Origin of the sequence: Halomonas sp. SL1 (genome assembly GCF_003030865.2) — a bacterium.
Classification (GTDB): domain Bacteria; phylum Pseudomonadota; class Gammaproteobacteria; order Pseudomonadales; family Halomonadaceae; genus Halomonas; species Halomonas halophila.
On record NZ_PYUQ02000021.1, the window covers coordinates 44,873 to 66,289 of the forward strand.

24 protein-coding genes and 1 tRNA gene are annotated in these 21,417 nt (G+C 56.6%); 4 read left to right on the top strand and 21 right to left on the bottom strand.

Features of this window, described 5'->3' with window-relative positions; genetic code table 11:
- Positions 1-203 precede the first annotated feature (203 nt).
- Positions 204-1,019 (bottom strand): OmpA family protein, encoded by an 816-nt coding sequence (locus C9J49_RS14260; protein WP_046078745.1) that lies wholly within the window; start codon positions 1,017-1,019, stop codon positions 204-206.
- Between the two features lie 263 nt (positions 1,020-1,282).
- Positions 1,283-1,750: a DUF2489 domain-containing protein gene (locus tag C9J49_RS14265; RefSeq protein ID WP_035595832.1), complete on the bottom strand. Its 468-nt coding sequence runs from the start codon at positions 1,748-1,750 to the stop codon at positions 1,283-1,285.
- Between the two features lie 98 nt (positions 1,751-1,848).
- Between C9J49_RS14265 and C9J49_RS14270 the strand changes: the two genes are divergently transcribed.
- A complete protein-coding gene (locus C9J49_RS14270; protein WP_107181962.1) occupies positions 1,849-3,288 on the top strand; it encodes a DASS family sodium-coupled anion symporter in 1,440 nt (479 codons plus the stop codon).
- Here C9J49_RS14270 and C9J49_RS14275 read toward each other — a convergent pair.
- From C9J49_RS14275 to C9J49_RS14285, 3 genes are all read right to left on the bottom strand, one after another.
- Positions 3,261-4,325 (bottom strand): heme A synthase, encoded by a 1,065-nt coding sequence (locus tag C9J49_RS14275; protein WP_107181963.1) that lies wholly within the window; start codon positions 4,323-4,325, stop codon positions 3,261-3,263. The two genes, C9J49_RS14270 and C9J49_RS14275, sit on opposite strands and share 28 nt — an antisense overlap.
- A gap of 62 nt (positions 4,326-4,387) precedes the next feature.
- Positions 4,388-4,930 carry a hypothetical protein gene (locus C9J49_RS14280; protein WP_107181964.1) on the bottom strand — a complete coding sequence of 181 codons (543 nt, stop codon included), beginning with the start codon at positions 4,928-4,930 and terminating at the stop codon, positions 4,388-4,390.
- Positions 4,931-4,934: 4 nt separating this feature from the next.
- Positions 4,935-5,591 (bottom strand): SURF1 family protein, encoded by a 657-nt coding sequence (locus C9J49_RS14285; RefSeq protein ID WP_309250824.1) that lies wholly within the window; start codon positions 5,589-5,591, stop codon positions 4,935-4,937.
- A 91-nt stretch (positions 5,592-5,682) separates the two neighbouring features.
- Here C9J49_RS14285 and C9J49_RS14290 point away from each other — a divergent pair, with 91 nt between their 5' ends.
- The gene (locus C9J49_RS14290; RefSeq protein WP_107182149.1) at positions 5,683-5,877 is read left to right on the top strand and encodes a DUF2909 family protein; all 195 of its coding nucleotides are present in this window, start codon (positions 5,683-5,685) and stop codon (positions 5,875-5,877) included.
- A 49-nt stretch (positions 5,878-5,926) separates the two neighbouring features.
- Here the strand turns inward: C9J49_RS14290 and C9J49_RS14295 are convergent, their stop codons facing one another.
- From C9J49_RS14295 to C9J49_RS14310, 4 genes are all read right to left on the bottom strand, one after another.
- Positions 5,927-6,790: a cytochrome c oxidase subunit 3 gene (locus tag C9J49_RS14295; RefSeq protein ID WP_107181966.1), complete on the bottom strand. Its 864-nt coding sequence runs from the start codon at positions 6,788-6,790 to the stop codon at positions 5,927-5,929.
- Between the two features lie 26 nt (positions 6,791-6,816).
- The gene (gene ctaD / locus C9J49_RS14300; protein ID WP_107181967.1) at positions 6,817-8,448 is read right to left on the bottom strand and encodes a cytochrome c oxidase subunit I; all 1,632 of its coding nucleotides are present in this window, start codon (positions 8,446-8,448) and stop codon (positions 6,817-6,819) included.
- Positions 8,449-8,510: 62 nt separating this feature from the next.
- Positions 8,511-9,629: a cytochrome c oxidase subunit II gene (gene coxB, locus C9J49_RS14305; RefSeq protein WP_220084875.1), complete on the bottom strand. Its 1,119-nt coding sequence runs from the start codon at positions 9,627-9,629 to the stop codon at positions 8,511-8,513.
- A 129-nt stretch (positions 9,630-9,758) separates the two neighbouring features.
- Positions 9,759-9,932, bottom strand: a complete 174-nt coding sequence (locus C9J49_RS14310; RefSeq protein ID WP_082090853.1) for a DUF2970 domain-containing protein — start codon at positions 9,930-9,932, stop codon at positions 9,759-9,761.
- A gap of 203 nt (positions 9,933-10,135) precedes the next feature.
- Here C9J49_RS14310 and C9J49_RS14315 point away from each other — a divergent pair, with 203 nt between their 5' ends.
- Entirely contained in the window at positions 10,136-10,486 is a 351-nt protein-coding gene (locus C9J49_RS14315; protein WP_146613006.1) for a hypothetical protein, read from the top strand.
- Between the two features lie 45 nt (positions 10,487-10,531).
- On the opposite strand, the gene C9J49_RS14320 is transcribed toward C9J49_RS14315, so the two are convergent.
- Together C9J49_RS14320 and C9J49_RS14325 are read right to left on the bottom strand one after the other, a co-directional pair.
- On the bottom strand, positions 10,532-11,263 hold the full coding sequence (locus C9J49_RS14320) for an LrgB family protein (protein WP_046078751.1): 732 nt from the start codon (positions 11,261-11,263) through the stop codon (positions 10,532-10,534).
- Positions 11,260-11,622, bottom strand: coding sequence for a CidA/LrgA family protein (locus C9J49_RS14325; protein ID WP_035595812.1), 363 nt, complete (start codon positions 11,620-11,622; stop codon positions 11,260-11,262). The genes C9J49_RS14320 and C9J49_RS14325 overlap by 4 nt, the downstream gene beginning before the upstream one ends.
- 185 nt (positions 11,623-11,807) lie before the next feature.
- Between C9J49_RS14325 and C9J49_RS14330 the strand changes: the two genes are divergently transcribed.
- Positions 11,808-11,884: transfer RNA gene (locus tag C9J49_RS14330), tRNA-Pro, on the top strand.
- Between the two features lie 1,236 nt (positions 11,885-13,120).
- Here the strand turns inward: C9J49_RS14330 and C9J49_RS14335 are convergent.
- The 10 genes from C9J49_RS14335 to C9J49_RS17055 form a co-directional block, all read right to left on the bottom strand.
- Positions 13,121-14,833: a tape measure protein gene (locus C9J49_RS14335; protein ID WP_181454306.1), complete on the bottom strand. Its 1,713-nt coding sequence runs from the start codon at positions 14,831-14,833 to the stop codon at positions 13,121-13,123.
- A gap of 21 nt (positions 14,834-14,854) precedes the next feature.
- Positions 14,855-15,235, bottom strand: a complete 381-nt coding sequence (locus C9J49_RS17025; protein ID WP_146613007.1) for a hypothetical protein — start codon at positions 15,233-15,235, stop codon at positions 14,855-14,857.
- A 13-nt stretch (positions 15,236-15,248) separates the two neighbouring features.
- Positions 15,249-16,772 carry a phage terminase large subunit gene (locus C9J49_RS14345; protein ID WP_107181972.1) on the bottom strand — a complete coding sequence of 508 codons (1,524 nt, stop codon included), beginning with the start codon at positions 16,770-16,772 and terminating at the stop codon, positions 15,249-15,251.
- An 89-nt stretch (positions 16,773-16,861) separates the two neighbouring features.
- Positions 16,862-17,872, bottom strand: coding sequence for a major capsid protein (locus tag C9J49_RS14350; RefSeq protein ID WP_107181973.1), 1,011 nt, complete (start codon positions 17,870-17,872; stop codon positions 16,862-16,864).
- Between the two features lie 31 nt (positions 17,873-17,903).
- Positions 17,904-18,233 (bottom strand): hypothetical protein, encoded by a 330-nt coding sequence (locus C9J49_RS17030; RefSeq protein ID WP_146613008.1) that lies wholly within the window; start codon positions 18,231-18,233, stop codon positions 17,904-17,906.
- Between the two features lie 5 nt (positions 18,234-18,238).
- The gene (locus tag C9J49_RS17035) at positions 18,239-18,613 is read right to left on the bottom strand and encodes a hypothetical protein (RefSeq protein WP_146613009.1); all 375 of its coding nucleotides are present in this window, start codon (positions 18,611-18,613) and stop codon (positions 18,239-18,241) included.
- 15 nt (positions 18,614-18,628) lie between these two features.
- Positions 18,629-18,967, bottom strand: a complete 339-nt coding sequence (locus C9J49_RS17040) for a hypothetical protein (RefSeq protein WP_146613010.1) — start codon at positions 18,965-18,967, stop codon at positions 18,629-18,631.
- Positions 18,960-20,270: a hypothetical protein gene (locus C9J49_RS17045; RefSeq protein ID WP_146613011.1), complete on the bottom strand. Its 1,311-nt coding sequence runs from the start codon at positions 20,268-20,270 to the stop codon at positions 18,960-18,962. The genes C9J49_RS17040 and C9J49_RS17045 overlap by 8 nt, the downstream gene beginning before the upstream one ends.
- Complete coding sequence (locus C9J49_RS17050) at positions 20,270-20,545, bottom strand: hypothetical protein (RefSeq protein ID WP_146613012.1); 276 nt, start codon at positions 20,543-20,545, stop codon at positions 20,270-20,272. The genes C9J49_RS17045 and C9J49_RS17050 overlap by 1 nt, the downstream gene beginning before the upstream one ends.
- Positions 20,545-20,904 carry a hypothetical protein gene (locus C9J49_RS17055; protein WP_146613013.1) on the bottom strand — a complete coding sequence of 120 codons (360 nt, stop codon included), beginning with the start codon at positions 20,902-20,904 and terminating at the stop codon, positions 20,545-20,547. The genes C9J49_RS17050 and C9J49_RS17055 overlap by 1 nt, the downstream gene beginning before the upstream one ends.
- Between the last annotated feature and the right edge of the window lie 513 nt (positions 20,905-21,417).

Consider the following 21,417-nt stretch of genomic DNA (forward strand, 5'->3'; position numbering starts at 1 on the left):
ATCCATACCAGGGATCACATGCCGCCAGAAGAAGAATGGTCGTCGGAAGCGCTTACGAAAGCGCGACTAGCCTAGCAGACGGCGCCGGCACGAGGCCATGCCGTCGCGGCGAAACATGTTGCCACAACGAAAAGAGGCGCCCGAAGGCGCCTCTTTCACTCTCGAGATGCCCCGGCAGGCCGGGGCGAGGGCTCAGTCGGAGATCACTCCCACTCGCCCAGCTCGACGCGACGGTTCTCGGCACGGCCGGCGTCGGTCTCGTTGGAGGCAACCGGCTGGGACTCGCCGTAGCCGATGGTACGCATGCGGTTGCGATCGACGCCCTGGGATGCCAGGTAGTCGGCCACGGAATCCGCACGGCGCTGAGACAGGTCCTGGTTGTAGGCTGCACTGCCCACGGCGTCGGTGTGACCTTCGATGCGAACGCGGACGTTCTCGTTGGCCACCAGCTTGTCGGCGACGTCGTCGAGGATGCCCTCGGCGCCCATGGTCAGGGTCGCGGAGTCGAACTCGAAGTTGACGTCACGCAGCACCAGGTCTTCCACGCAGCCCAGGGCGTTGACTTCGGCACCCGCGGGGGTACCCGGGCACTGGTCCTGGTAGTCCGGCACGCCGTCACCATCGGAGTCCAGCGGGCAGCCCACGGCATCCACGGCCACGCCGGCCGGAGTGCCCGGGCACTGATCGTTGGCGTCGATCACGCCGTCACCGTCGGTGTCACGGGGTGCCGGCTCGGCCGCCTTGTTGGGCTCGGCGCACAGCAGGGCGCCGATGGTGGCGCCGGCAGTGCCGCCCAGGGCCGCACCGGTGTCCTCGTCGGATTCACTGGAGGAGGCATAGCCGATACCGCCACCGATCAGACCACCGGCCAGACCGCAAACCGCCGGATGCTGGTACCAGGCACGATCGGAAGAGGCGCTGTCGCCCATGCCGGAAGATTGAGAAGCCGAGCTCGCGCAGCCGGAGAGGCCAACGACGAGAGCGGAACCGAGCAGCAAGCCAGTCGTAGATTTTTTCATGTAAGACTCCTTCTTCACACAAATCTGCATGGCCATCGTGGGGACGCCATCCAGGAGGTCCGATGGTACATAGCCAGCGGCAGCGAACAGCGTTCGCCTACATCGTTAAGAAAGCACGAAAATGTGGTTTCAGCCAGCAGAGACCGTGATATGACGCTGGCATCCTTCCGCATATGAGCCATTCACGGTGCGATGACAAGCTTGCCGAAGCTGACCGCGGGATGCAAACCATACGTTGTCAGCGATCGCCTACAAGATACGCCTCAGTGAAGCGAACCGGGCCAGTCTCGGCGGAACTGCAGCACGGCGCCAGCCGCCTCGAGCACGGCCTCGCGCATCTCGTCCTCCACGGCCAGGCGCTCACGGTCCTCCTGGAAACGCGCCTTCGGCGTCAGTGCCTGGCGCGCGGAGTGCGTATGCAGGTGGCGGGTACGACCATGCACCTCACCGAAGGCGCGAAACTCCGGGCGCTCGACCAGGCTCGGGTCGAGGATGTCGAGCAGCGTCTTGCAGCGCCAGGCACCCTCGGTGATATCGACCTGCTTCTGCTGCAGGGCCGCAGCCACCAGCTCCAGGTTCTCCAGGCAGTTCTCATGAGCGCGACGCAGCTCATCCTCGCGGAAGGCCCGGCGGCGGCGCACCTCGCGCCACAGTGTCACGGCATAGGCTGCCAGGCCGGCCACGATGGCCAGGGCAATGCCCAGCAGGATCAGCGCGGTAGTAAGGGACATGCAGACTCCCGGAAACATCGAAGGGTAAGGACACGCATTTTATACTCTGCCCCGCACGGCCCCAATCCCCCCAGGGCCTTCACGGCAAGGAGCCAGGCATGAGCGATTCGGAAAGTCCCCCCACCACCGCGGCCCGCATCGGGCTGATCCTCGGCCCGCTGTGGCTGTTGATGACGCTGACACTGCCGCCGCCTGGCGGCATGAACGAGAGCGCCTGGGCCTGCGCCGGGCTGGCGCTGCTGATGGCCACCTGGTGGTCGACCGAGGCGATCCCGATTCCCGCCACCTCGCTGGTGCCGCTGGTGCTGATCCCGGCCCTGGGTCTCGGCGACATCAAGCAGGCCGCCGCGAGCTACGCCAACCCGATCATCTATCTGTTCCTGGGCGGTTTCCTGCTCGGCATCGCCATGCAGCGCTGGAACCTGCATCGACGCATCGCATTGCACGTGCTGCGCGTGGTTGGCCACGAGCCACGCCGCCAGATCGGCGGCTTCATGCTGGCCACCGGCTTTCTCAGCATGTGGGTCTCCAATACCGCCACGGCGATCATGATGCTGCCCATCGGCATGTCGGTGATCAGCCTGCTGGACGACAGCGACCCCGACGAGCTCGCCCGCTACGCGACCGCCCTGCTGCTGGCCATCGCCTACTCCGCCAGCATCGGCGGCATCGCCACCCTGATCGGCACCCCGCCCAACGCGCTGCTGGCCGGCTATCTGGCCGACAGCCGCGGCATCGACCTCGGCTTCGCCCAGTGGATGCTGGTCGGCCTGCCGGTCAGCGTGACGATGATGGCATGCGCCTGGTGGTGGCTGACACGCCGCCGCTTCCATCTGGCGGGCGGCGAAGACAGCGCCGGCATGGTGCGCCGCGAGCTGGCGAAGCTTGGCCGCACCAGCGCCGCCGAGCGTCGGGTCGGCCTGATCTTCCTGCTGGCCGCCCTCGCCTGGGTGTGTCGCCCGCTGCTCAACCAAGCCGGCCTCGACTGGCTGTCGGACACCGGCATTGCCATCGCCGCCGGCATCGCGCTGTTTCTGGCGCCCTCGGGTGACGGCAGCGGCGAGCGGCTGATGACCTGGGACGCGGCCCAGTCGCTGCCCTGGGGCATCCTGCTGCTGTTCGGCGGCGGCCTGACCCTGGCCGGCGCCATCAGCCGCTCGGGACTCGCCGAGTGGATCGCCCAGCGCCTCGAGATCTTCGGCGCCTTTCCGCTGCTGGTCCTGATCGGGGTGGTGGTGCTGGTCATCATCTTCCTCACCGAGGTGACCTCCAACACCGCCACCGCGGCCGCCTTCCTGCCGCTGCTCGGCGCGCTGGCCGTGTCGCTGGGTATCTCGCCGCTGCTGATCACCGTGCCCGCCGCCATCGCCGCGAGCTGCGCCTTCATGATGCCGGTGGCCACGCCACCCAACGCCATCGTGTTCGCCACCGGGCACCTGCGCATCCAGTCGATGATCCGCGCCGGCTTCGCCCTCAACCTGATCGGCACCCTGCTGGTCAGCCTGCTGGCCTATCCGCTGGTGACGCTGTTCTGGTAGGCCGAAAGAGCGCTGGCCGACGCCACCTGCGGCACCGGCCAGCGCCATCGCCACGCCGCCAGGGCCAGGCTGGCCACCAGGCAGACGGCGCCCGCCGTATGCAGCAGCGCCAGCCACAGCGGCAGCCACAGCAGCACGTTGGCCACGCCCAGGGCCGCCTGGGCCAGGCCGGTGCCGACCGCCAGCGCCAGCCACGGACGCATCTGTCGCTCACCGCGGTAGCGCCAGCCAAGCGCCATCAGGCAGGCCAGTAGTGCCGCGGCCCCGAGGCGGTGGCCCACCTGGATGGCGCTGCGCGCCTCGGCGTGCAGCTGGCCGTAGAGATAGCTGGGCCCCACCGCCTGGGTCAGATGAAAGCCCTCCCCCCAGTCCAGCGCCTCGACCCAGCGGCCATTGCAGGAAGGGAACCCCTGGCAGGCGATACCGGCGTAATTGCTCGAAGTCCAGCCGCCCAGCGCCAGCTGCAGCACCAGTGCCAGCAACGTCACCCGCCACAGCGACGTCAGGCGGCGGGGTCGCATGACCGCAGGAGCGCCAAACGCCAGACGGCGCAGCCGCAGGTGCAGCCACAGGAAGATCGCCATCACCGAGAGACCACCCAGCAGGTGCAGGGTCACCACCTGGGGCCACAGCTTGAAGGTCACGGTGAAGGCGCCGAAGGCGCCCTGAACCGCGAGCACGACCAGCAGCCCCAGCGTCAATCGCCAGGGATAGCCGTCGTGGCGGCGGCGCAGGCCAAGCCCGCGCCATGCCAGCAGCAGCGCCATGATAACCAGCCCCGCCGCCAGATAGCGATGCAGCATTTCCATCCAGGCCTTGGTCGCCTCGAGCGGCAGATGGGGGCTATGCGCCAGGGCCCGCTCGGCATCGGGCACCAGCGGTGCACCATAGCAACCCGGCCAGTCGGGACAGCCGAGACCGGCATCCATCAGCCGGGTCGCCGCTCCGGCCAGCACCACCAGGGCGCAGAGCCCGGTACCGGCCAGGCTCAGTCGCAGAACGCTTCGCCATGCCGGAGACGTCTGGGAGAGTCGCATCGCCATCCTCCTTGCTCACTGTCCGCCACTGCTCACTGCAACGCTACGAACCTCCTTCTCGCTCACTCCGCATGGAGTCTCGCCATGGGCGGCTCCGGATTGCGTTCGAGCAGCAGCTCGAGGTCCTCGAGCACCTGTGCCGTCTCGACATCCGGCGCATAGGCCAGCACCGCGCGACCGTCGGGATCGAACACCCACAGGCGGCCCGGCGAGCGCCAGGCTGCCGCCTGTGTCCAGTCAGCCGCCGCTGCCCCCGGCAGCACCTCGCCACTGCCCCCCAGACGCAGGCGGCTGATGCGATGGGCATCGCGCCCCAGCGCCCGGTGCAGGCGCCACCAGCGATCGGCCTGGGCGTCGCAAGCCGCCGGACAGTCGAAGGCCAGTACCCAGTCATCCTCACCCTGCTTGGCCACCTCATCGAGGGGCCAGGCCTCCAGCGCCGGCAGGTCCGGGGTCAGCTGACCGTGGGCGATACGGCCCTCGGGGATGCCCAGTCGCCACTCGACCATGCCCCAGGCCACGGCCATGGGCAGCAGGAACACCGCAAACAGCGCCAGCAGCTTGAGCCGCGACGAGACGGAGGCAACGGCAGCATCGTGGGGCATCGGCTCACTCCTCGGGATCAGGCTTCACGTCCACAGACGACGAACGACCATCGCGTATCAGGCGCCGGCCGCCCAGCCACATCACCACCAGCGCGGCCAGGGCCAGCCCCCACCACTGCAGGGCATAGGCCTGGTGGCGCTCCGGCGGCAGTACCGTGGGCGTCCACCAGGATTCGAGCCGCCCGGGGCCCGTCTCTAGATGCAGCCAGCCGTCATGGGCAAACTCTTCGAGCGACGGCCAGGCCGAGAGCGTCATGCGCTGCAGCCGTCGCCCCTCGCGATTGGGACCGAACAGCGGCGCGCTATCTCCGGCGAGCTGCCAGCGTCCGCCGATCGTCACCGTGCCCTCGGGCGTGGTCACCGTAGGCGTCTCCCGACGGGGGCCGGTGGCCAGGAAGCCACGCTCCACCAGCCACAGCCGCCCTTTCTCGTCACGCAGCGGCGTCAGGGCCGCCACGCCCAGCCGATTGCCGTGAGTGCGATTGTCGAGAAACAGCGTCTCGTCGCCGAGATACTCGCCGCTCAGGGTCAAGCGTGCCCCGTCCGGCGGCAATACGGTGGGATTCTCGAGCTCGGGTGCCGTCTCATGGCGGAACAGCAGCTCTCGCTTGTCGGCGGCCCGCTGCCACTGCCATAGTCCCAGTCCCAGTCCGAGCGCCACCACCAGGCTCCAGCACAGGAGCCAGAGTCCCAGGCGGCGCCCCCTGCCACGTACGGCGGCCCGGAGGGCGGACGCTTTCACGGAGTGTGAGATGCTATTCAAGACCCTGATCGCCCTCGTTTTCCTGGCCATGGTGGCGAGCCTTGTCGCCGGCGCCGGGTTCCTGATCAAGGACGGGGGCCGCTCGCGGCGCGTCCTCGTCTCCCTCAAGCTGCGCGTCGTGCTGGCGACGCTGCTGCTGGTCCTGCTCTTCTATGGCTTTCATGTCGGCCACCTAGACGGCTGACTGGCTCGGGACACGCCCTCGGAACACACGCATTCAGAAACACAGGCACTCAGAACACATAGACGAAGGTGAACAGCCCGATCCATACCACGTCGACGAAGTGCCAGTACCAGGCCGCCGCCTCGAAGCCGAAGTGGTCGTCCCGGCTGAAATGCCCTCGCGACACCCGCACCAGGATGGCAATCAGGATGATGGTGCCGATGATCACGTGCAGGCCGTGGAAACCGGTCATCAGGAAGAAGGTGGCGCCGTAGATACCCGCCTGCAGGGTGAGACCGTAGTGGGCGTAGGCCTCGTAGTACTCGACCCCCTGGATGACGATGAAACACAGCCCGAGCAGCACGGTTCCGGCCAGCCAGTGTCGCGCCGTGGTGCGATAGCCTTCCTTGAGTGCTTCGTGGGCCACCGTCAGGGTGATGCTGGAACCGACCAGGATCAGGGTATTCACCAGCGGCAACTGCCAGGGCGACAGCACCGCACGGGGCCCTTCGATGCCCTCGCCGGGGGGCTCGAGCAACGGCCAGGAGGCGGTGAAGTCGGGCCACAGCAGGGCTGCCACGCCCTTGGCACCTTCCCCGTCCAGCCATGGCAGCGCGAAGGTGCGTACGTAGAACAACGTGCCGAAGAAGGCCGCGAAGAACATCACCTCCGAGAAGATGAACCAGCCCATGCCCCAGCGGAAGGAGCGATCCATCTGGGCGTCGTATAACCCGCTGCGCGACTCGCGGATGACATCACGGAACCACAGCGTCATCACCCCCAGCACGGCCAGCAGGCCGACCACCATCACCGGCATGCCGGCCACCCCGAAGACCAGCAGGGTGCCGGTGCCGACCATCATCGCGCCGAGTGCCAGCGACGCCAGCACCGGCCACTTGCTCGACGCGGGCACGTAGTAGCTTCCACCGCTCATGTTCGACCTCCTCCGCCGGAGCCGGCTCAGTCACGCCGCGGCTCGAAATCGGGTGGCGTCTCGAAGGTGTGCAGCGGCGCCGGACTCGGCACCGTCCATTCCAGGTCCTCGGCGCCATCCCAGGCGCAGGCCGGCGCCTTCTCGCCACCGCGCACGCACATCACCACCACCACCACGAACAGCAGCTGGGACAGCCCGAACAGGAAGGCGCCGATGCTGGTGATCATGTTGAAGTCGGCGAACTGCAGCGCGTAGTCGGGGATCCGTCTCGGCATCCCGGCCAGCCCGGCGAAATGCATGGGGAAGAAGGTCAGGTTGACGCCGATCACCGAGAGCCAGAAGTGCCACTGGGACAGCCTCAGGTGCGGATAGTGGCCGGTCCACTTGGGCAGCCAGTAGTAGACGCCGGCCATGATCGCGAACACCGCGCCGGGCACCAGCACGTAGTGGAAATGCGCGACCACGAAGTAGGTGTCGTGATACTGGAAGTCCGCCGGGGAGATCGCCAGCATCAGCCCCGAGAAGCCGCCGATGGTGAACAGCACCACGAAGGCCAGGGCGAACAGCATCGGCGGCTCGAAGGTGATCGAGCCGCGGAACAGCGTGGTCACCCAGTTGAAGACCTTCACCCCGGTCGGCACCGCGATCAGCATGGTGCTGTACATGAAGAACAGCTCGGCCACCAGCGGCAGGCCCACCGTGAACATGTGGTGCGCCCAGACCAGGAACGACAGGATGGCGATGGAGGCCGTGGCATAGACCATGGAGGCGTAGCCGAACAGCGGCTTGCGCGCGAAGGTCGGGATGATCACCGAGACGATACCGAAGGCCGGCAGGATCATGATGTAGACCTCCGGATGGCCGAAGAACCAGAACAGGTGCTGGAACAGCACCGGGTCGCCACCGCCGGCGGCATCGAAGAAGCTGGTGCCGAAGTTGATGTCCAGCAGCATCATGGTGATCACCCCGGCCAGCACCGGCATCACCGCGATCAGCAGGAAGGCGGTGATCAGCCAGGTCCACACGAACAGCGACATGTCCATCAGCCGCATGCCCGGCGCTCGCAGATTGAGAATGGTGGCGATGATGTTGATCGCCCCGAGGATCGAGCTGATGCCCGCCAGGTGCAGCGAGAGGATGAAGAAGGTGGTGGACGGCGGCGAATAGGTGGTGGACAGCGGCGCGTAGGAGGTCCAGCCGAAGTTGGGCGCCCCGCCGGGCATGAAGAAGGTCGACAGCAGCAGTGAGAAGGCCACCGGCAGCAGCCAGAAGCTGAAGTTGTTGAGCCGCGGCAGCGCCATGTCCGGTGCGCCGATCTGCAACGGCACCATCCAGTTGGCCAGCCCGACAAAGGCCGGCATCACCGCGCCGAAGATCATGATCAGCCCGTGCATGGTGGTCATCTGGTTGAAGAACTCGGGTTCGACCAGTTGCAGCCCCGGCTGGAACAGCTCGGCGCGGACGACCATGGCGAACAGGCCGCCGATGAAGAACATCGCCAGCGACAGCAGCATGTAGAGCGTGCCGATGTCCTTGTGGTTGGTGGTCAGCAGCCAGCGCTTGAGCCCCCCCGGCGGCGAGTGCGGCTCGGCGGCCACCCCCGCGGAGGCGGGCTGGCTGTGCTGCGTGGTCGACTTGGGAGGCAGGTGCGAAGCCATCGTGGTTCCCCCTGGTTGGCGCCCCGAGGACGCGCCCGTCGAAAGAAGTACCGCCACCGTGTCTAGTCGGCGAGCCGCTCGGCGATCGCCGAGGGCTGAACGCTGTCGCCGGCCTCGTTGCCCCAGGCGTTGCGCTCGTAGGTGATCACGGCGGCGATCTCCGCCGGATCCAGCGTGTTGGCGAAGCCCGGCATGGCGCTGCCCGCGATGCCATCGATCACCGTCTCGATGTGTCGCTCACGGTCATCCAGCAGCGCCTGGTTGCCGGCCAGGGCCGGGAACACCGGTGGGTTGCCACTGCCATCGGGCTGGTGACAGGACGCGCAGATGGTGCCGTAGACCCGCTCGCCGCGCGCCATCAGTTCCTCCATGGCCCACTCCCGATCGAGCCCCATGGCGGCCTCGGCGGCCTCTGCCTGGCGCTCGGCCAGCCAGGCATCGAAACGTTCGGGCTCCACCGCCTCGACGACGACCGGCATGAAACCGTGGTCGCGGCCACATAGCTCGGCGCACTGGCCGCGGTAGATGCCCGGCTCGTTGATGCGTACCCAGTTCTCGTTGACGAAGCCCGGAATGGCATCCTGCTTGACGCCGAGTTCCGGGACCCACCAGGAATGGATCACGTCATCGGAGGTCAGCAGCAGGCGCACCTTGCGGTCGACCGGCAGTACCAGCGGCCGGTCGACCTCGAGCAGATAGTGCTCGCCCTTGGCCTGCTGGCCGGCGATCTGCTCGCGCGGAGTCGCCAGGCTGGAGAGGAAGGCAACCTCCTCGTCGCGGTATTCGTAGCGCCAGCGCCACTGCTGGCCGGTGATCATCACCTCCATGTCGGCCTCGGAGGCGTCGTACATCGACTTGAGCGTGGCCGTCGCGGGCACCGCCATCGCCACCAGGATCAGCAGTGGCACGACCGTCCAGATCACCTCGACCGTGGTGTGCTCGTGGAAACGCGCGGGTTGGGCGCCGCGGGAGCGGCGATAGCGAAAGAGCGAATAGAAGAGCGCTCCGAAGACAACGATGCCGATGACCACGCATATCCAGAAGATGGCCATGTGCAGACCATGGATATCACGGCTCAGATCGGTGACCCCGACTGGCATGTTCCAGCCGTTGGCCAACGCCGCCGTGGCCGGCATGACCAGGACGGCCCCGCTCATCGTCCAAACGAGCCGCTTGCGCATCCGCATCGCCCCCTCCTGAACGTCGACGTGCATCCACCACGCCTGGATCGAGTATAGGTTCCCGCTGCTCGCTGACCGCGAGGCCAGTGCCCTGTTCACCAACGAGCCCTTCAACGCAGCCGGGATCCCTCAGCGAGCCGCCAGCATCGCCACCACGGCGATCAGCACCACCAGCGCGGCGGCAAGCAGCACACCCGCGACGATAAAGGGCCCCGCCCCGCCACGGGAGAAATCTTCCTTGCGCCTCGCCTCCTTCTGTACACCGAAGAAGGCTGCCAGTACCGATGAGATGACGCGCCACATGGACATGCCCTCCGATCGACTCGTCCCTAGACCGTAGACCAGGGATCGCCGATATGCGCACTCCCTGATCCGCATCAAGTGGAAAAAGGAAAGCCCGGCCATGAACCTCGACCGGGCCAGGAGCGCCTATACTTCGAACATGGCAGCGACTGTCGCGGACGGCGCTGCACCATCCTGTCACCGTGCGATTCGGGAGGTTCGAGATGACCCAGTCAACGGGAGACACCCCCCATGTGTTCCCGCCCGCCAGCGAGGCCATGCTGCAGTGGTGGAACCCGCAGCTGATCCAGGGCCCGATGCCCCTGGTACGGATGCAGTTCGCCTGGCTGGAGAGTCTGGCGGAGGCCATGCAGTTCGAGGCCAAGTGCCTGCGCGCCCTGGCCGAGAGCGGCGAGCGCATGACCGGCTGCTACCGCGAAGAGGCGGATCCCCAGGCGCTGCAGGCGTGCTATCAGCGGCTCATGCAGGACGTTGCCCAGACACATTGGCAGCGGCTCGAGAAAGTCGCCGAACTCTCCGAGGACTTCCGCAAGCGCCTGTGGGAAGAGATTTGAACGGCCAGCCGAACGGGCACCCCTCCGGTGCCCGTGTCTTTTGGCTCAGCCCAGCCCCAGCAGATGCACCAGCGGCGGCAGCAGGAAGGCCGTCAGCAACCCGGTGATCCCCATCGCCAGCCCCGAGAAGGCGCCGGCCACCGCGCCGAGGCGAGCAAACGCCTGGGCGGTGCCGAACCCATGTGCCGACAGCCCCATGGCGAAGCCCTGTATCGCCGGGTCCTGGATACGCAGCAAGCGGAAGATCACCGGCCCCAGCGCACAGCCGATGGCGCCGGTCAGCAGCACCAGTCCGGCCGCCAGTGACGGGATGCCGCCAATCTGCTCGGCGATGCCCATGGCGATGGGCGACGTCACCGACCGCGGCGCGAGCGACATCAGGGTCTCATGTCGGGCCCCCAGCACCAGCGCCAGTCCCAGGGTGCTGGCGACCGCGGTCACGATGCCGGTCACACAGGCCAACACCAGCGGCACCAGCAGGCGACGGACGCGCTCGCGATGGTCATAAAGCGGGATGGCCAGCGCTACCGTCGCCGGCCCCAGCAGGAAGTGGATGAACTGTGCACCCTCGAAATAGGTGGCGTAATCCATGTCGAGCAGCAGCAGGCTGCCGATCAGCAGGACGATCGACAGCATCACCGGATGCAACAGCGGCGTGCCACCCAGCGCCTTGTTGATCCTCACCGCGAGGGCGAAAGCCACCAGGGTCAGCAACAGCGACAGCAGCGGATTGCCGGACAGATAGACCCACAGCTGGTCCAGACGCGCGACGTTCATCCGCGACCTCCCTTGCCGAGCCGCCCCTGGAGGCGCGACAGCACCCAGGCCGTGACGCCCAGCGTCAGTGCGGTGGAGACGACCAGCGTCAGCAGAATCGGCAGGATGTCCCGACCGATCAGCGCCCCGTGCACCATCACCCCGACGCCGGCCGGCACGAACAGCAGCGTCAGGTAACGCAGCAGGCCCTCGCCGGAGGTTCGCAGGCTATCGGGCACCTTGCCACGCACCAGCAGGGCCACCAGCAGGATCACCATGCCAAGCACGGGCCCGGGGATCGGTACCGCCAGCCCCCGCGCCAGCAGCTCACCCAACATCTGGCACGCCAGCAGCATGCTCATCCCCAATATCAGCGGCATCGTCGTTCTCCCTGTCCGTGTCCCCCTATTCTACAAAGCGCGTGGCGCGAGGGCAGTTCTCCAAGCGGGGAGCCAACCTTTTGAAAAAAAGCGCAAAAAGGACTTTTCATTTCCGGGGGAGCGAGGTAATATACGCCTCGTTCTCGGGGGACGCGCCCAACGGCGACAAGCCCAAACGAGAACGTCGGAGCGTGGCGCAGCTTGGTAGCGCGTTGCAATGGGGTTGCAAAGGTCGCTGGTTCGAATCCAGTCGCTCCGACCATCAAATCGCTTTGGAAAGAGTCACTTAGAGCTTACGCTTTAGGTGGCTTTTTTCTTATGTATCCTTCTGGGTTCCATATGGGTTCCATTTCTACAGCCTTCCTAGGTGCCCTGCCCATCACCTGCCCAGCGCTTCAGCACTCAAAAGGCCCTGTGAAGGTCCCGTTAAGAAAATCCTTAAGAAGACGCTCAGCAGCGGGTGTAATCGTATCCGTAATACGTATGGTGTAATGCGTACAAGAGATATCCTAAAAACACCTAGTCATATAGAGAGATATAAGGCTTTTTATACCCCTTATTCAATTTTACCAGTGACCCCTACCATTCCCCCTACCCCTGTTCAATATCGAAACTTAAGACTAAAAAACCCTATATAGTCGGAGACTGTATCTCCTATATCTTTTCTTTAGAGTCTTCCCCGAATAATACTAAGGTATATGAGTCGAGTATTCGCAGGCTCATCCTCTATGTAACCCCCCTTTTCAGTGCATTATGATGGTCTACCCCATAACCTCCCCCCTACTTATTTAGAATTCCATAATATAATATACAATCAGATACAAACTATCAAAAGTATTATTGACATGACTTGCCAACTACTATCTATAAAGCGTTGAAAGTGCTGTATATTGAGTTCGTATAACCTCCCTTATGTTAAATAAGCCTTCAACGTTACTTACCTGCATATATACAATAATCTGTCAATATCTTTAGCAAGTATTTATTTTGTAATTGATTGTAATCCCTAGGGAGTGATTCAAAAGGCATACACCCCTTTTTCTATAGAAATTAAAGGCATATATGGTGGGACACACCACTAAAGTTTAATCAAGAAACCAATAAGGGTACTACCCAAGATTATAAATAGTTAAACATTGACGTATGTTGAAGCATAAAAAAAGCTTCTACCTAGCATACCTGAAGCACGCTAAATAGAAGCTGAAAAGTCGGTCACGACTGACCTAGCAACCGCTATTTAATACTTATCAACTACTCTTTACCAACTTCTTCAAGGTGTTGTTCAAATCTTTTGTCTAATTCGTGAAGCCTGCTGTACAAAGTGTTGTAATACTGGTCAATTTCAATCCTAAACTCTTGCATCTGTTGTTGTTGATAAAGGATATTTGGAGTTGTTGCATCTGCTGTGAAGCTTCCTGCACAGAACGCAATTACTACAGCAATAAAAATGGTATAGAAGAACCTTAGGGAGGTCGTCGGAGAGGACCGACTTTTAAATTTATTTTTCACTTTGCACCTCTGAAATGCTTGCTGGTCTAATTACATAATCGTTAATAACCTGAATCACTTGGTCCTGAATATTCCCATCTTCACCGTGGATTTCAAAGTTAAACGTCTGGTTATTGTTATTGGTGGTATTGAAAGCTTCACCTTGACGGTTCATCACAGGACCAAATGGCAATGCTGCTGGATCGTGTACATCTGGTGTCCTTGGAACCTTACGGGCAATCTCTGACATCAAGGCATTAACGCCTGACATATCAATAACGTCACTATTAAGCCTTTTAAGACTTCTTGTCTCAAAGTTAACGTTATCCATCTCCATAAAGCTCGGAAGAATTCGATTAACGTTTTCGATTGCCATATTGATGAAAGTTTCGGTGATACGCTTAAGGGTATTGATGAGGAGGTCATTAATCCCTGAAAGCTTCTCTTGCCAAGTGTCATCGCTTCTAAGGAAGTCAATAGTATCGGCAACATCATTGATGAAGTTGGTAAGCCCTGTCAGAAGTTCATTAAGACTGATAAAGGGTGATTCAATATCAATCCCATCAAGGGAATCACTGACATTGCCAATAGCTGCAAGAAGATTACCAAAGGATTTGATGTTCTTTGAAGATGATTCAGCAGCACCCGAGAAGAATTCCCCGAGTTCTTCAATAAGCGGCTCTGCTGTCTGTAGCATTTCCCTTAGTGCTTGATAGACCTTGTTGAAGTATTCGTTGAGGCCAGAAGCATTCAATACAGCGTTGCTCTCAAGGAACTGGTTAGCTGCCCTGTTCTGTTGTGCTTGGGTGCTAGACTTTGCACGATCAAGCGCCCCGCCCTGGTTAGCCCTTGCAAGCAACAGGTCTGCAAAGGGTTCAATGAACTTATCTGGGGTGATCTTGCCTTCTGATAGTGCCTTCTGGAATTCCTGAGCACTCATATCAAGCGCTTTCGCCATACTGACGATGTTTACCCCTGTACTACGGGCAAGCTGTTCAGCGTTGATATTATCAAGGCTTCCTTGGGCTGCTGTATCAGAGATAGCATCAATAGCCCTGATAGTCTCTTGGGAAGTCATACCCGTAGCAGTACCAAAGATTTCTAGGGCCTTGGTAACCTTCAAGGAAGCGTTTTCGATGCCGGTACCTTCAAGCGCGTTACGAATCTGCTTATAGGATTCTGCAAGGCTCTGGGCGGATAGGCCGTATTCATTTGCTTCATTAACGATCTCATCGAACTTGCTACGGGCGGCCTCTACCGATCCTTCAATGCTGGTAAACGCTTTGATAAGACCTTGGCGAGCTTGGAAGGCTTCGTTACTGAAGAATGCACCGCCTGTGCCGACCATAGCGGCCATTCCGATCATTCCCCCTGCCCCACCTACAGCAGCCCCACCAGCAGCACCGCCAGCGGCAGCAGAAGTACCACTACCACCTTTCAAGGCTCGTCTAGAGGCGGCAGCATGGGCTCTATCAGCAAGGGCCTTTTGCTCGACGTATTTCCGGTTGATCTCGTCGAGCTGTTTCTTTTGGTGTTGAAGCTTGGTATCTACCCTATTTAAGCCTTGAACCTGTTCCCTGGTAACTCCATTGATAGAGTTCTGAAGACGTTTACCAGAAGACTCTAACTTCTTCTGGGTATTCCTAAGCATGGCTTCGAACTGGCGTAATTTTTTATCTTCAATACGAAAGCCAAGCTTGGCCTTTAAATCTGCTACATACATAATTTATACCTTTGTTGTTTTTTAGAATGGTGCTGTAATACTTGGCTGAGTATCCATCTTTGCAGCGAGGGCCTTGCGGTGCTTCGGACCTTTACCGGGAGTGGTATAATCCATATCACCTTGAACCTGATAAAACAGACCATCGTAATAAAAGATAATCTGTGAATCTTCAGGGGGATTCTCAGGAAATACCGGGTATTCTTTAAAGTAAACCTTCTTGTATCCTTTCTGGTAGTAGGTGGTCGCTGTATTGAAGTCGAGCATTTCACCATCTTTAAAAGGTTGAATATTCACCTTCTTAATGACAGGATCGGTGTAACCCCCTTCCCAACGGCCATTAACGTATTGACCATATTGAGCATAAAAAGCGACTGTTGTTCTATAGAAAGATTTATTAGGCATATATTATTATCCTTTAACTCAGAAGGGTTTTACCGAACAGATTCTTAAGTCTGGGATTATTCTTATCAAGCTTGATGGTGGGGATTAGGCGACCAGTGGTAAGAATGGAATAAGCCTGAGCAAGCGTATCCATAACATCGTCATGATGGCCATTGTTCTTATTGTCACCTAGGAAGTTCTCAAGCTCTGAATAGTTGGCATCACTGAAGGTGCCCTTTACGACGAATACCCTTCCCTCTTGTACTGCAATTAGGAAATTCTCGGCCATCTTCAATTTAGCTTTACGGGCCTTATGAATAATCGGCTTTGAACCTTGGGCGAGAAGCTTGGTACGTTTCGTCTGGGCAACTTCAACACCGCTAGCACCAACGTCCTGAGGAATGATGGTATAAGCATCGTATTTAGAATCTTCTCGGGCAGTCTTCATTACAAGGTTATCAACGAGTGCTGAACGATCCCGTAGAGACTTCATATCAAGGATATAGAAGTTACCTGTATCCTTCTCATAACCGCATAATGTCCCCCTGGTCCAATCAGGATCACCACCGTTCTTCTTGCCTTTAGTGGGATCGACGGGAGTCGCTGCTAAGTCCCAGCTACGGACGATTGGAATGTCTAACGGGACTTCACAAAGGTCAATCTCTTTGAAATCCTCTCGCTTGATAAAGCCTGCCGGATTGTCTGACACCAGCCAGTTACCGTGAAGAAGTCTATCTTTTTCCAGCTTCTTAAGGTTCTCTAGCTTGAAGACGTATTCAGGTTGATCCTTGAGATAAATAGGATTGTTGTATATGTTTGCGGAGTGGAAAACAAAACTGTAAGCAGACTTAGCAGCAGCATCACCGTACTTGTCTTTGATTGCTTTACGACTAAGAAAGAATTCGAAATCGCCTTGGAGTTGGACGAGATACGTTGTTACGCCATCCATAGACTTTTCTGGATAACCCATCTCATCGAGGTAGCCAGCCTTATTCAGCCATCCAAACAGGAAACTATTACGATCAGGGTTAGCGGTCATCCGTAGGGTCTTGCGTTTCTTTGAACGACCCCGCATCCTACTTGTTAGATACCAAACGTTATCGACGTTTTTAATTTGGGATGCTTCATCAATTAGAAAGTTAGCCTGTGAACCCTGGAAGTCATTTTCATTATCTTTGAGATAATGGAACTTGATAAAGGCCCCGTTGGGGAACCTGATTTGGTTCTGAATATTATTTGATTTAGCCCCAAACTGTGCGAACATCTTGTTAGCCTCTTCCCACAGACTGCCGGGGCTCTTAATCTGAACTAGGGATTCCCTAAGAAGAAATGAGTTGTAATTAGGGTCTTCGACGCAATCAATAAGAAGCTTTAAAAGACTCAGGAAGGATTTTCCCGCCCCGCTAGCTCCACCGAATAATAAAATATCGTGTTCGTCATCGTTGATATAAATTTCTTGCTTCTTAGACAAGGGTGCTAAGATTTCAATTTCGTTCTCTAAGTCTTCCTGTGAGATATGAAAGGTGAAGTTCCTTTCTGTTTTTCTGGGTGCTGCCATAATGGTTCCCCCCTTTTTATAATTCTTTAGATACAAAAAAGGCCCTGAAGGTTATGCCCCCAGAGCCTTCGTTAGTAGTGCTTTAAATGTTACGGGGTAAAATCGACCTTGATGGTACTGCCGACGCTTTCCAGAATCGGAAGGCTGTTGGTTTCAGATTCAAGATTGATGAAACGATCCCGATCATCACGAACCTGACGGCTGAACATTTTACGACCACCCTGGGAAAGACCGCTAAGCGTTGCCTCGGGGCCAAACAGGTGACGGCCCACTTGTGCGCGGGGAACCAGCAGACCCTCTGCATCAGGAAGGATTTGTTCAACAGTGCCATCAGGAAGAACGAAAGAGTCGGTATAATTAACGATGGTGCAAGCCCCGAAATTCACGGACGAATAACCTGCGCCAGTTTCGCCAATCTCGTTCATCAGCGGATTAGCAGAACCCCAGCCCGGCATCTGCATTGCGGCCAGCAGATCAGGATTAGCAAGGAGCCAATCAAACAGGTCGGAACCAGCGAAGAGATAGAAACCGCGAGCCTGACCACCAAGCAGCCCAGCTTTAGAACTGTTCTGCATTTCACGGAAGGCTTTCAGGGTATCCCCATCAGCAGCATGGGCAAGGGTCTTAGTACCTTGGCTAACTCCCCACTCGGTTTGCATATCGTAAGTGCCGAAGTTATCGGTTACGATTTGGGCATTGAAGAGCATCTTAGCCCGCTGGTATTCCCAGTGGTATGAGATGTTATCAACGTGGTCTTCAAGGTGTTCACTTACAGCTTTAGCCAGTGATTTTTCTGAATCACTGTTGAAGTCCCGTACTCCCGCGATTTGGTCCCTCGTAATTACGCTTTCTGTCGGGTAGTGAGGCAGCTTGAAAACAAACTGTTCAAAACCTTCAGGATCAACAGTATTCTTATCTGCAACGTTACGGCTCTTATCATTAAGAACCTTCAGGGAACCACCTTTTTTATCCAGGGTAACGTAATCGCTGTTAACGTTACGCTCCTTAAAGAAACCAAGCTGACCCAGAAGAGACGGCTTAGCGGGAATCTTGTTGATCGCTTCAGTACGATCCATAATATATTCGTTATCTACGAGCATCTTTTTTAATCCTTATGTTTATAAATTATAATTACTTATTGACTACCACGATGCCCATATCTTCAAGCCAACCTTGAACATCGGCCTGAACAGCATCGTTATAATTGAGTTTTTGATGATCGACGCTTGAAGGGTTGCCACGGGTCATAACGCGAACAGGGCCTTCAGTACCATCAGTAGCTTCAGCAAGAATCCCGATAACGCTGGTAGAGGTGCTAGAAACCTTGGTAGCTGCATCTTCCAGAATGTCACCGGCAACGCCTGAAACGGTTACATCAACCGCATCAAACATCACATCGTAATCATCAGCGTGTACAAGGAAGGTGTCGCCCTTCGGGCCAATAGTGTTAATTTTAGTCATTGGTGTTATTCTCCATAACGTTCATTTAGAATTTCCATCAGATAATCTTTATTAGATTCTTCTGACGCTTCTTCGATAGAAGTAGGTCCATCATCAGGTTCCGTAACTTGTTCAAAATGTTCAGAACCCTGATTGATTGAATTAAGTTGCTTCTCTTTCTCTTCAAACATTTCCATAACCTTTGCAAACTCTGGGTTAGCATCATAAAGATTACGGAAGATATGAATATATTCAGAAACAATATCGTCTGAGTAAAGAAAGCCTTTAAGCTTATCGTGAAGTTCCTGCTCGGAAATGGTTTCCTGCTTAGGTTCTTCCTTTGGTGCTTCTTCTTCTTTCTTTGGCTGCTTAGCCTTCAATAGCCTTTCAAACAGTGCCATAAATCCCCCTTTTTATTATTCAAAAATCTTGTTAATGTCATCCCAGTCTTTACGGTCAGTATTCAGGATCACTGGAATTGCCGTATACTTCTTAGCGTTTCTTTTGGAAATAAGAGACTGAAGACGAGATTCAAGGGATTCAACATTTGCCCTATACTCTTCCGCATCACCGATTCGCCAGCGGTCAGGCTGTAGAGCAATCTGGTTAATAATCGCCTCAAGGCACTCTATAGCGGCATCAAGAATCACGTTTCCAGACTCGTTAAGGAGGAACTGAATAACGCTATCTTCAAGGTAAGGTTCGTCAGTATCGGTATCACCAATCAACAAGCGTACCTGTTCAAGATCATCCATTATCGTTCTCCTGTTCTTGTTCTGCCCTGGTGCTTCTCATAAGCTCACCAGTGGCCCCTGTACCGCCTTGAGTCGGTGCCCCTGCATACTCCTTAATCCAGCGGTCAAGCTCCCCTGTAGGCTCTACAAGGCCGCTTTGCCCAAGGTCTTTCATACCCGCTGTAAATTCTTCCCAAGTGGGCTTGGTAAGCTCATCGAACACGATTGAAGGCAAGCGTTCGTCTGTAAGGCCGTTAAGCTGATATGCGATTCTGACAGCCTTCATGAACTCGCTGGCTATGGTGCTTTGAATCGACTCAAGGAAGGTATTCAATAGGACGCTTTTAGTGCTTGAAAGGCCGTAAGAACCTGAAGACTCCCCATCCTGCCCCAAGCTCAATACGGCGCTTTGAAGGGATAGGAAAAGCTCTCTATTACACCTTGCGATACTTGATTCAATCTCAAAGCCATTGCCAACTGTCCCTTGGATCGGGTCAACACTGAAAAGCTTGGAATTTGATTCGGTAACGTCTGAAGGAATCGCTACAAAGCTTGAACGTCCCTGTCCCATCATCTCGGCTTGAGCAATCAGATTATCGACTAGAACGGCCTGATCACTGAGAGGGTCTGTAAAATAACTCTGTAGGTACTCTGACGGTACTTCAATCTTCATGACGCCTGAAAGGCTCTTAGAAGCCCCTACAAGGTTCAGCTCCCTGTATGTTTGCTTTTCCTTCCAAACGCTGTAAGCACCACGAAGAAGAGACTTACCAAGCGGGTTATCGTTATCCGCCTGAAAGCTAAAGACCATCACCTTATCACCGCTTACCTCTTTAGGTGCTTGGGCGACATTCTGAATAAGTCCATCGTTTTCAGGTGCATTTAGCTCAAGCTTCTTAAGGTAGCCCCTATCATAGACAAACCTATTAACGCTTTGCAGACTGATAGGACTAATGGTTTTGAAGACCTGATAGCCCCCTCTACGATGAAATGTGAACTCTTGGATGGATGTTCCGTACTCAACAAGGCTAAGAATGTTGTTCATTGTCCTGTTGAATGAATACGGCTGAAGTTCTTCAAGGGACTTGTTAAGGGCTTCAATAACCTGTTTCTCTTTAGTGGTAGCCCTGACAGGTGCTTTTAGTTTGAAGGGACGATTCAACACAGACTTGATGAAACTGGTACTACCTGAAACAACCGCATCTTCCAGCATTGAACGGTAAGTTTTAAATTGATTCTCTAGCTTAAGATCCGTCTTTCCCATCTGCTGAATTGAATTGTGTAGCTCGATTGGGTAGCTATAGGTCTTGTTATAAGATACCATTACTCATCCTTTTTATTTAATTTATTGGCCAGCCTGCTTTTCCACTGTTCGAAAGTCATTCTGAAGGAGCCGTTATAATTGACGTATTCTTGCGAGGCTTTAAAAATGTAATGAAGATCGTCGGGATGATTCTCTAACATATACTTGAGATAATCTTTAAACTCTTGTCCACATGGCTCATTCATTTGGCGGTTTTTAAACAGGTGAGGAGGTATATCCTTGATCTTTTGATACTGGTGATTCTTTGGACGACCACGCTTTTTAGGTTCTGTCATTAGATAACACTCTCCCTGTTGTTATTTAGATCATCCTCAATACGATCCACGAACAGGCGTATACCTTTGGCCATCTTCTCGTTATACAACTCAGAAAAGTTATAATATTGCAAAGCTTGGCGCATACTACCTATCCAAAGGTTCTGCCATTGCTGGTGAGCCTTGAAAGGATCTTTATGGGGATTCTGAAATACTGGTGAGTTCCGGTTCCCGTGGAATGCGACAGCGTAGTAAAGCTCTGTTTCAGGGTCTTTATATACACCGGAAGGAAGACCATCTTCTTGGTGGACTTGAAAGCCAATGTTGATATATTCGGGACAGTGTGAGGGAAGCTGGGCATAATCGTTTTCAGTAAACATATTACTTCTTCCCCCGCTTGCGATTACACGAAATACAATTACTGTTTACCGTATATCTCAATGAAGGACGGCTATGGCACTTAGAACACTCGTTCTCAGAAATATAAAATTTAAACCCAAGGCGAATGCTATCTTGACGGGTGATATAGATATCGGTCTTGGCAGACTTATTTTTAAGCGGCATGGAAAATACTCCATTTAATTTATTAGTTTTGTTTTAGGTCGTAGGTCTTACGACCGACTTGAAGGTTTTTTAAATACCTTCCCGAAAGCTTCTTTAAAAGTGTTGGTGCCCTACGCTTGGAGGGACGATCATCGGAACACCAACATGCCGCTTCAACTGCGTCTGCCAAACGCCTTTGAAGATGGTAGGCTTTTAAAGCCTTCGGGAAGGAATCTAAAGGGTGGGGCTTACAAGGAAGATGAATAACTTGTAAACCCCTATCAAAGCCCACCAAGAGGAAGAGGGAAGGCTCTGAATTGTGACCGTTATACGCATCCTTCCCAAGCGTG

Bases quoted from the DNA above. Each gene is read 5' to 3' on its own strand.
- C9J49_RS14260 (WP_046078745.1), bottom strand. From the start codon at position 1,019: ATGAAAAAATCTACGACTGGCTTGCTGCTCGGTTCCGCTCTCGTCGTT.
- C9J49_RS14265 (WP_035595832.1), bottom strand. From the start codon at position 1,750: ATGTCCCTTACTACCGCGCTGATCCTGCTGGGCATTGCCCTGGCCATC.
- C9J49_RS14270 (WP_107181962.1), top strand. From the start codon at position 1,849: ATGAGCGATTCGGAAAGTCCCCCCACCACCGCGGCCCGCATCGGGCTG.
- C9J49_RS14275 (WP_107181963.1), bottom strand. From the start codon at position 4,325: ATGCGACTCTCCCAGACGTCTCCGGCATGGCGAAGCGTTCTGCGACTG.
- C9J49_RS14280 (WP_107181964.1), bottom strand. From the start codon at position 4,930: ATGCCCCACGATGCTGCCGTTGCCTCCGTCTCGTCGCGGCTCAAGCTG.
- C9J49_RS14290 (WP_107182149.1), top strand. From the start codon at position 5,683: ATGCTATTCAAGACCCTGATCGCCCTCGTTTTCCTGGCCATGGTGGCG.
- C9J49_RS14295 (WP_107181966.1), bottom strand. From the start codon at position 6,790: ATGAGCGGTGGAAGCTACTACGTGCCCGCGTCGAGCAAGTGGCCGGTG.
- ctaD (WP_107181967.1), bottom strand. From the start codon at position 8,448: ATGGCTTCGCACCTGCCTCCCAAGTCGACCACGCAGCACAGCCAGCCC.
- coxB (WP_220084875.1), bottom strand. From the start codon at position 9,629: ATGCGCAAGCGGCTCGTTTGGACGATGAGCGGGGCCGTCCTGGTCATG.
- C9J49_RS14310 (WP_082090853.1), bottom strand. From the start codon at position 9,932: ATGTGGCGCGTCATCTCATCGGTACTGGCAGCCTTCTTCGGTGTACAG.
- C9J49_RS14315 (WP_146613006.1), top strand. From the start codon at position 10,136: ATGACCCAGTCAACGGGAGACACCCCCCATGTGTTCCCGCCCGCCAGC.
- C9J49_RS14320 (WP_046078751.1), bottom strand. From the start codon at position 11,263: ATGAACGTCGCGCGTCTGGACCAGCTGTGGGTCTATCTGTCCGGCAAT.
- C9J49_RS14325 (WP_035595812.1), bottom strand. From the start codon at position 11,622: ATGCCGCTGATATTGGGGATGAGCATGCTGCTGGCGTGCCAGATGTTG.
- C9J49_RS14335 (WP_181454306.1), bottom strand. From the start codon at position 14,833: ATGTATGTAGCAGATTTAAAGGCCAAGCTTGGCTTTCGTATTGAAGAT.
- C9J49_RS17025 (WP_146613007.1), bottom strand. From the start codon at position 15,235: ATGCCTAATAAATCTTTCTATAGAACAACAGTCGCTTTTTATGCTCAA.
- C9J49_RS14345 (WP_107181972.1), bottom strand. From the start codon at position 16,772: ATGGCAGCACCCAGAAAAACAGAAAGGAACTTCACCTTTCATATCTCA.
- C9J49_RS14350 (WP_107181973.1), bottom strand. From the start codon at position 17,872: ATGCTCGTAGATAACGAATATATTATGGATCGTACTGAAGCGATCAAC.
- C9J49_RS17030 (WP_146613008.1), bottom strand. From the start codon at position 18,233: ATGACTAAAATTAACACTATTGGCCCGAAGGGCGACACCTTCCTTGTA.
- C9J49_RS17035 (WP_146613009.1), bottom strand. From the start codon at position 18,613: ATGGCACTGTTTGAAAGGCTATTGAAGGCTAAGCAGCCAAAGAAAGAA.
- C9J49_RS17040 (WP_146613010.1), bottom strand. From the start codon at position 18,967: ATGGATGATCTTGAACAGGTACGCTTGTTGATTGGTGATACCGATACT.
- C9J49_RS17045 (WP_146613011.1), bottom strand. From the start codon at position 20,270: ATGGTATCTTATAACAAGACCTATAGCTACCCAATCGAGCTACACAAT.
- C9J49_RS17050 (WP_146613012.1), bottom strand. From the start codon at position 20,545: ATGACAGAACCTAAAAAGCGTGGTCGTCCAAAGAATCACCAGTATCAA.
- C9J49_RS17055 (WP_146613013.1), bottom strand. From the start codon at position 20,904: ATGTTTACTGAAAACGATTATGCCCAGCTTCCCTCACACTGTCCCGAA.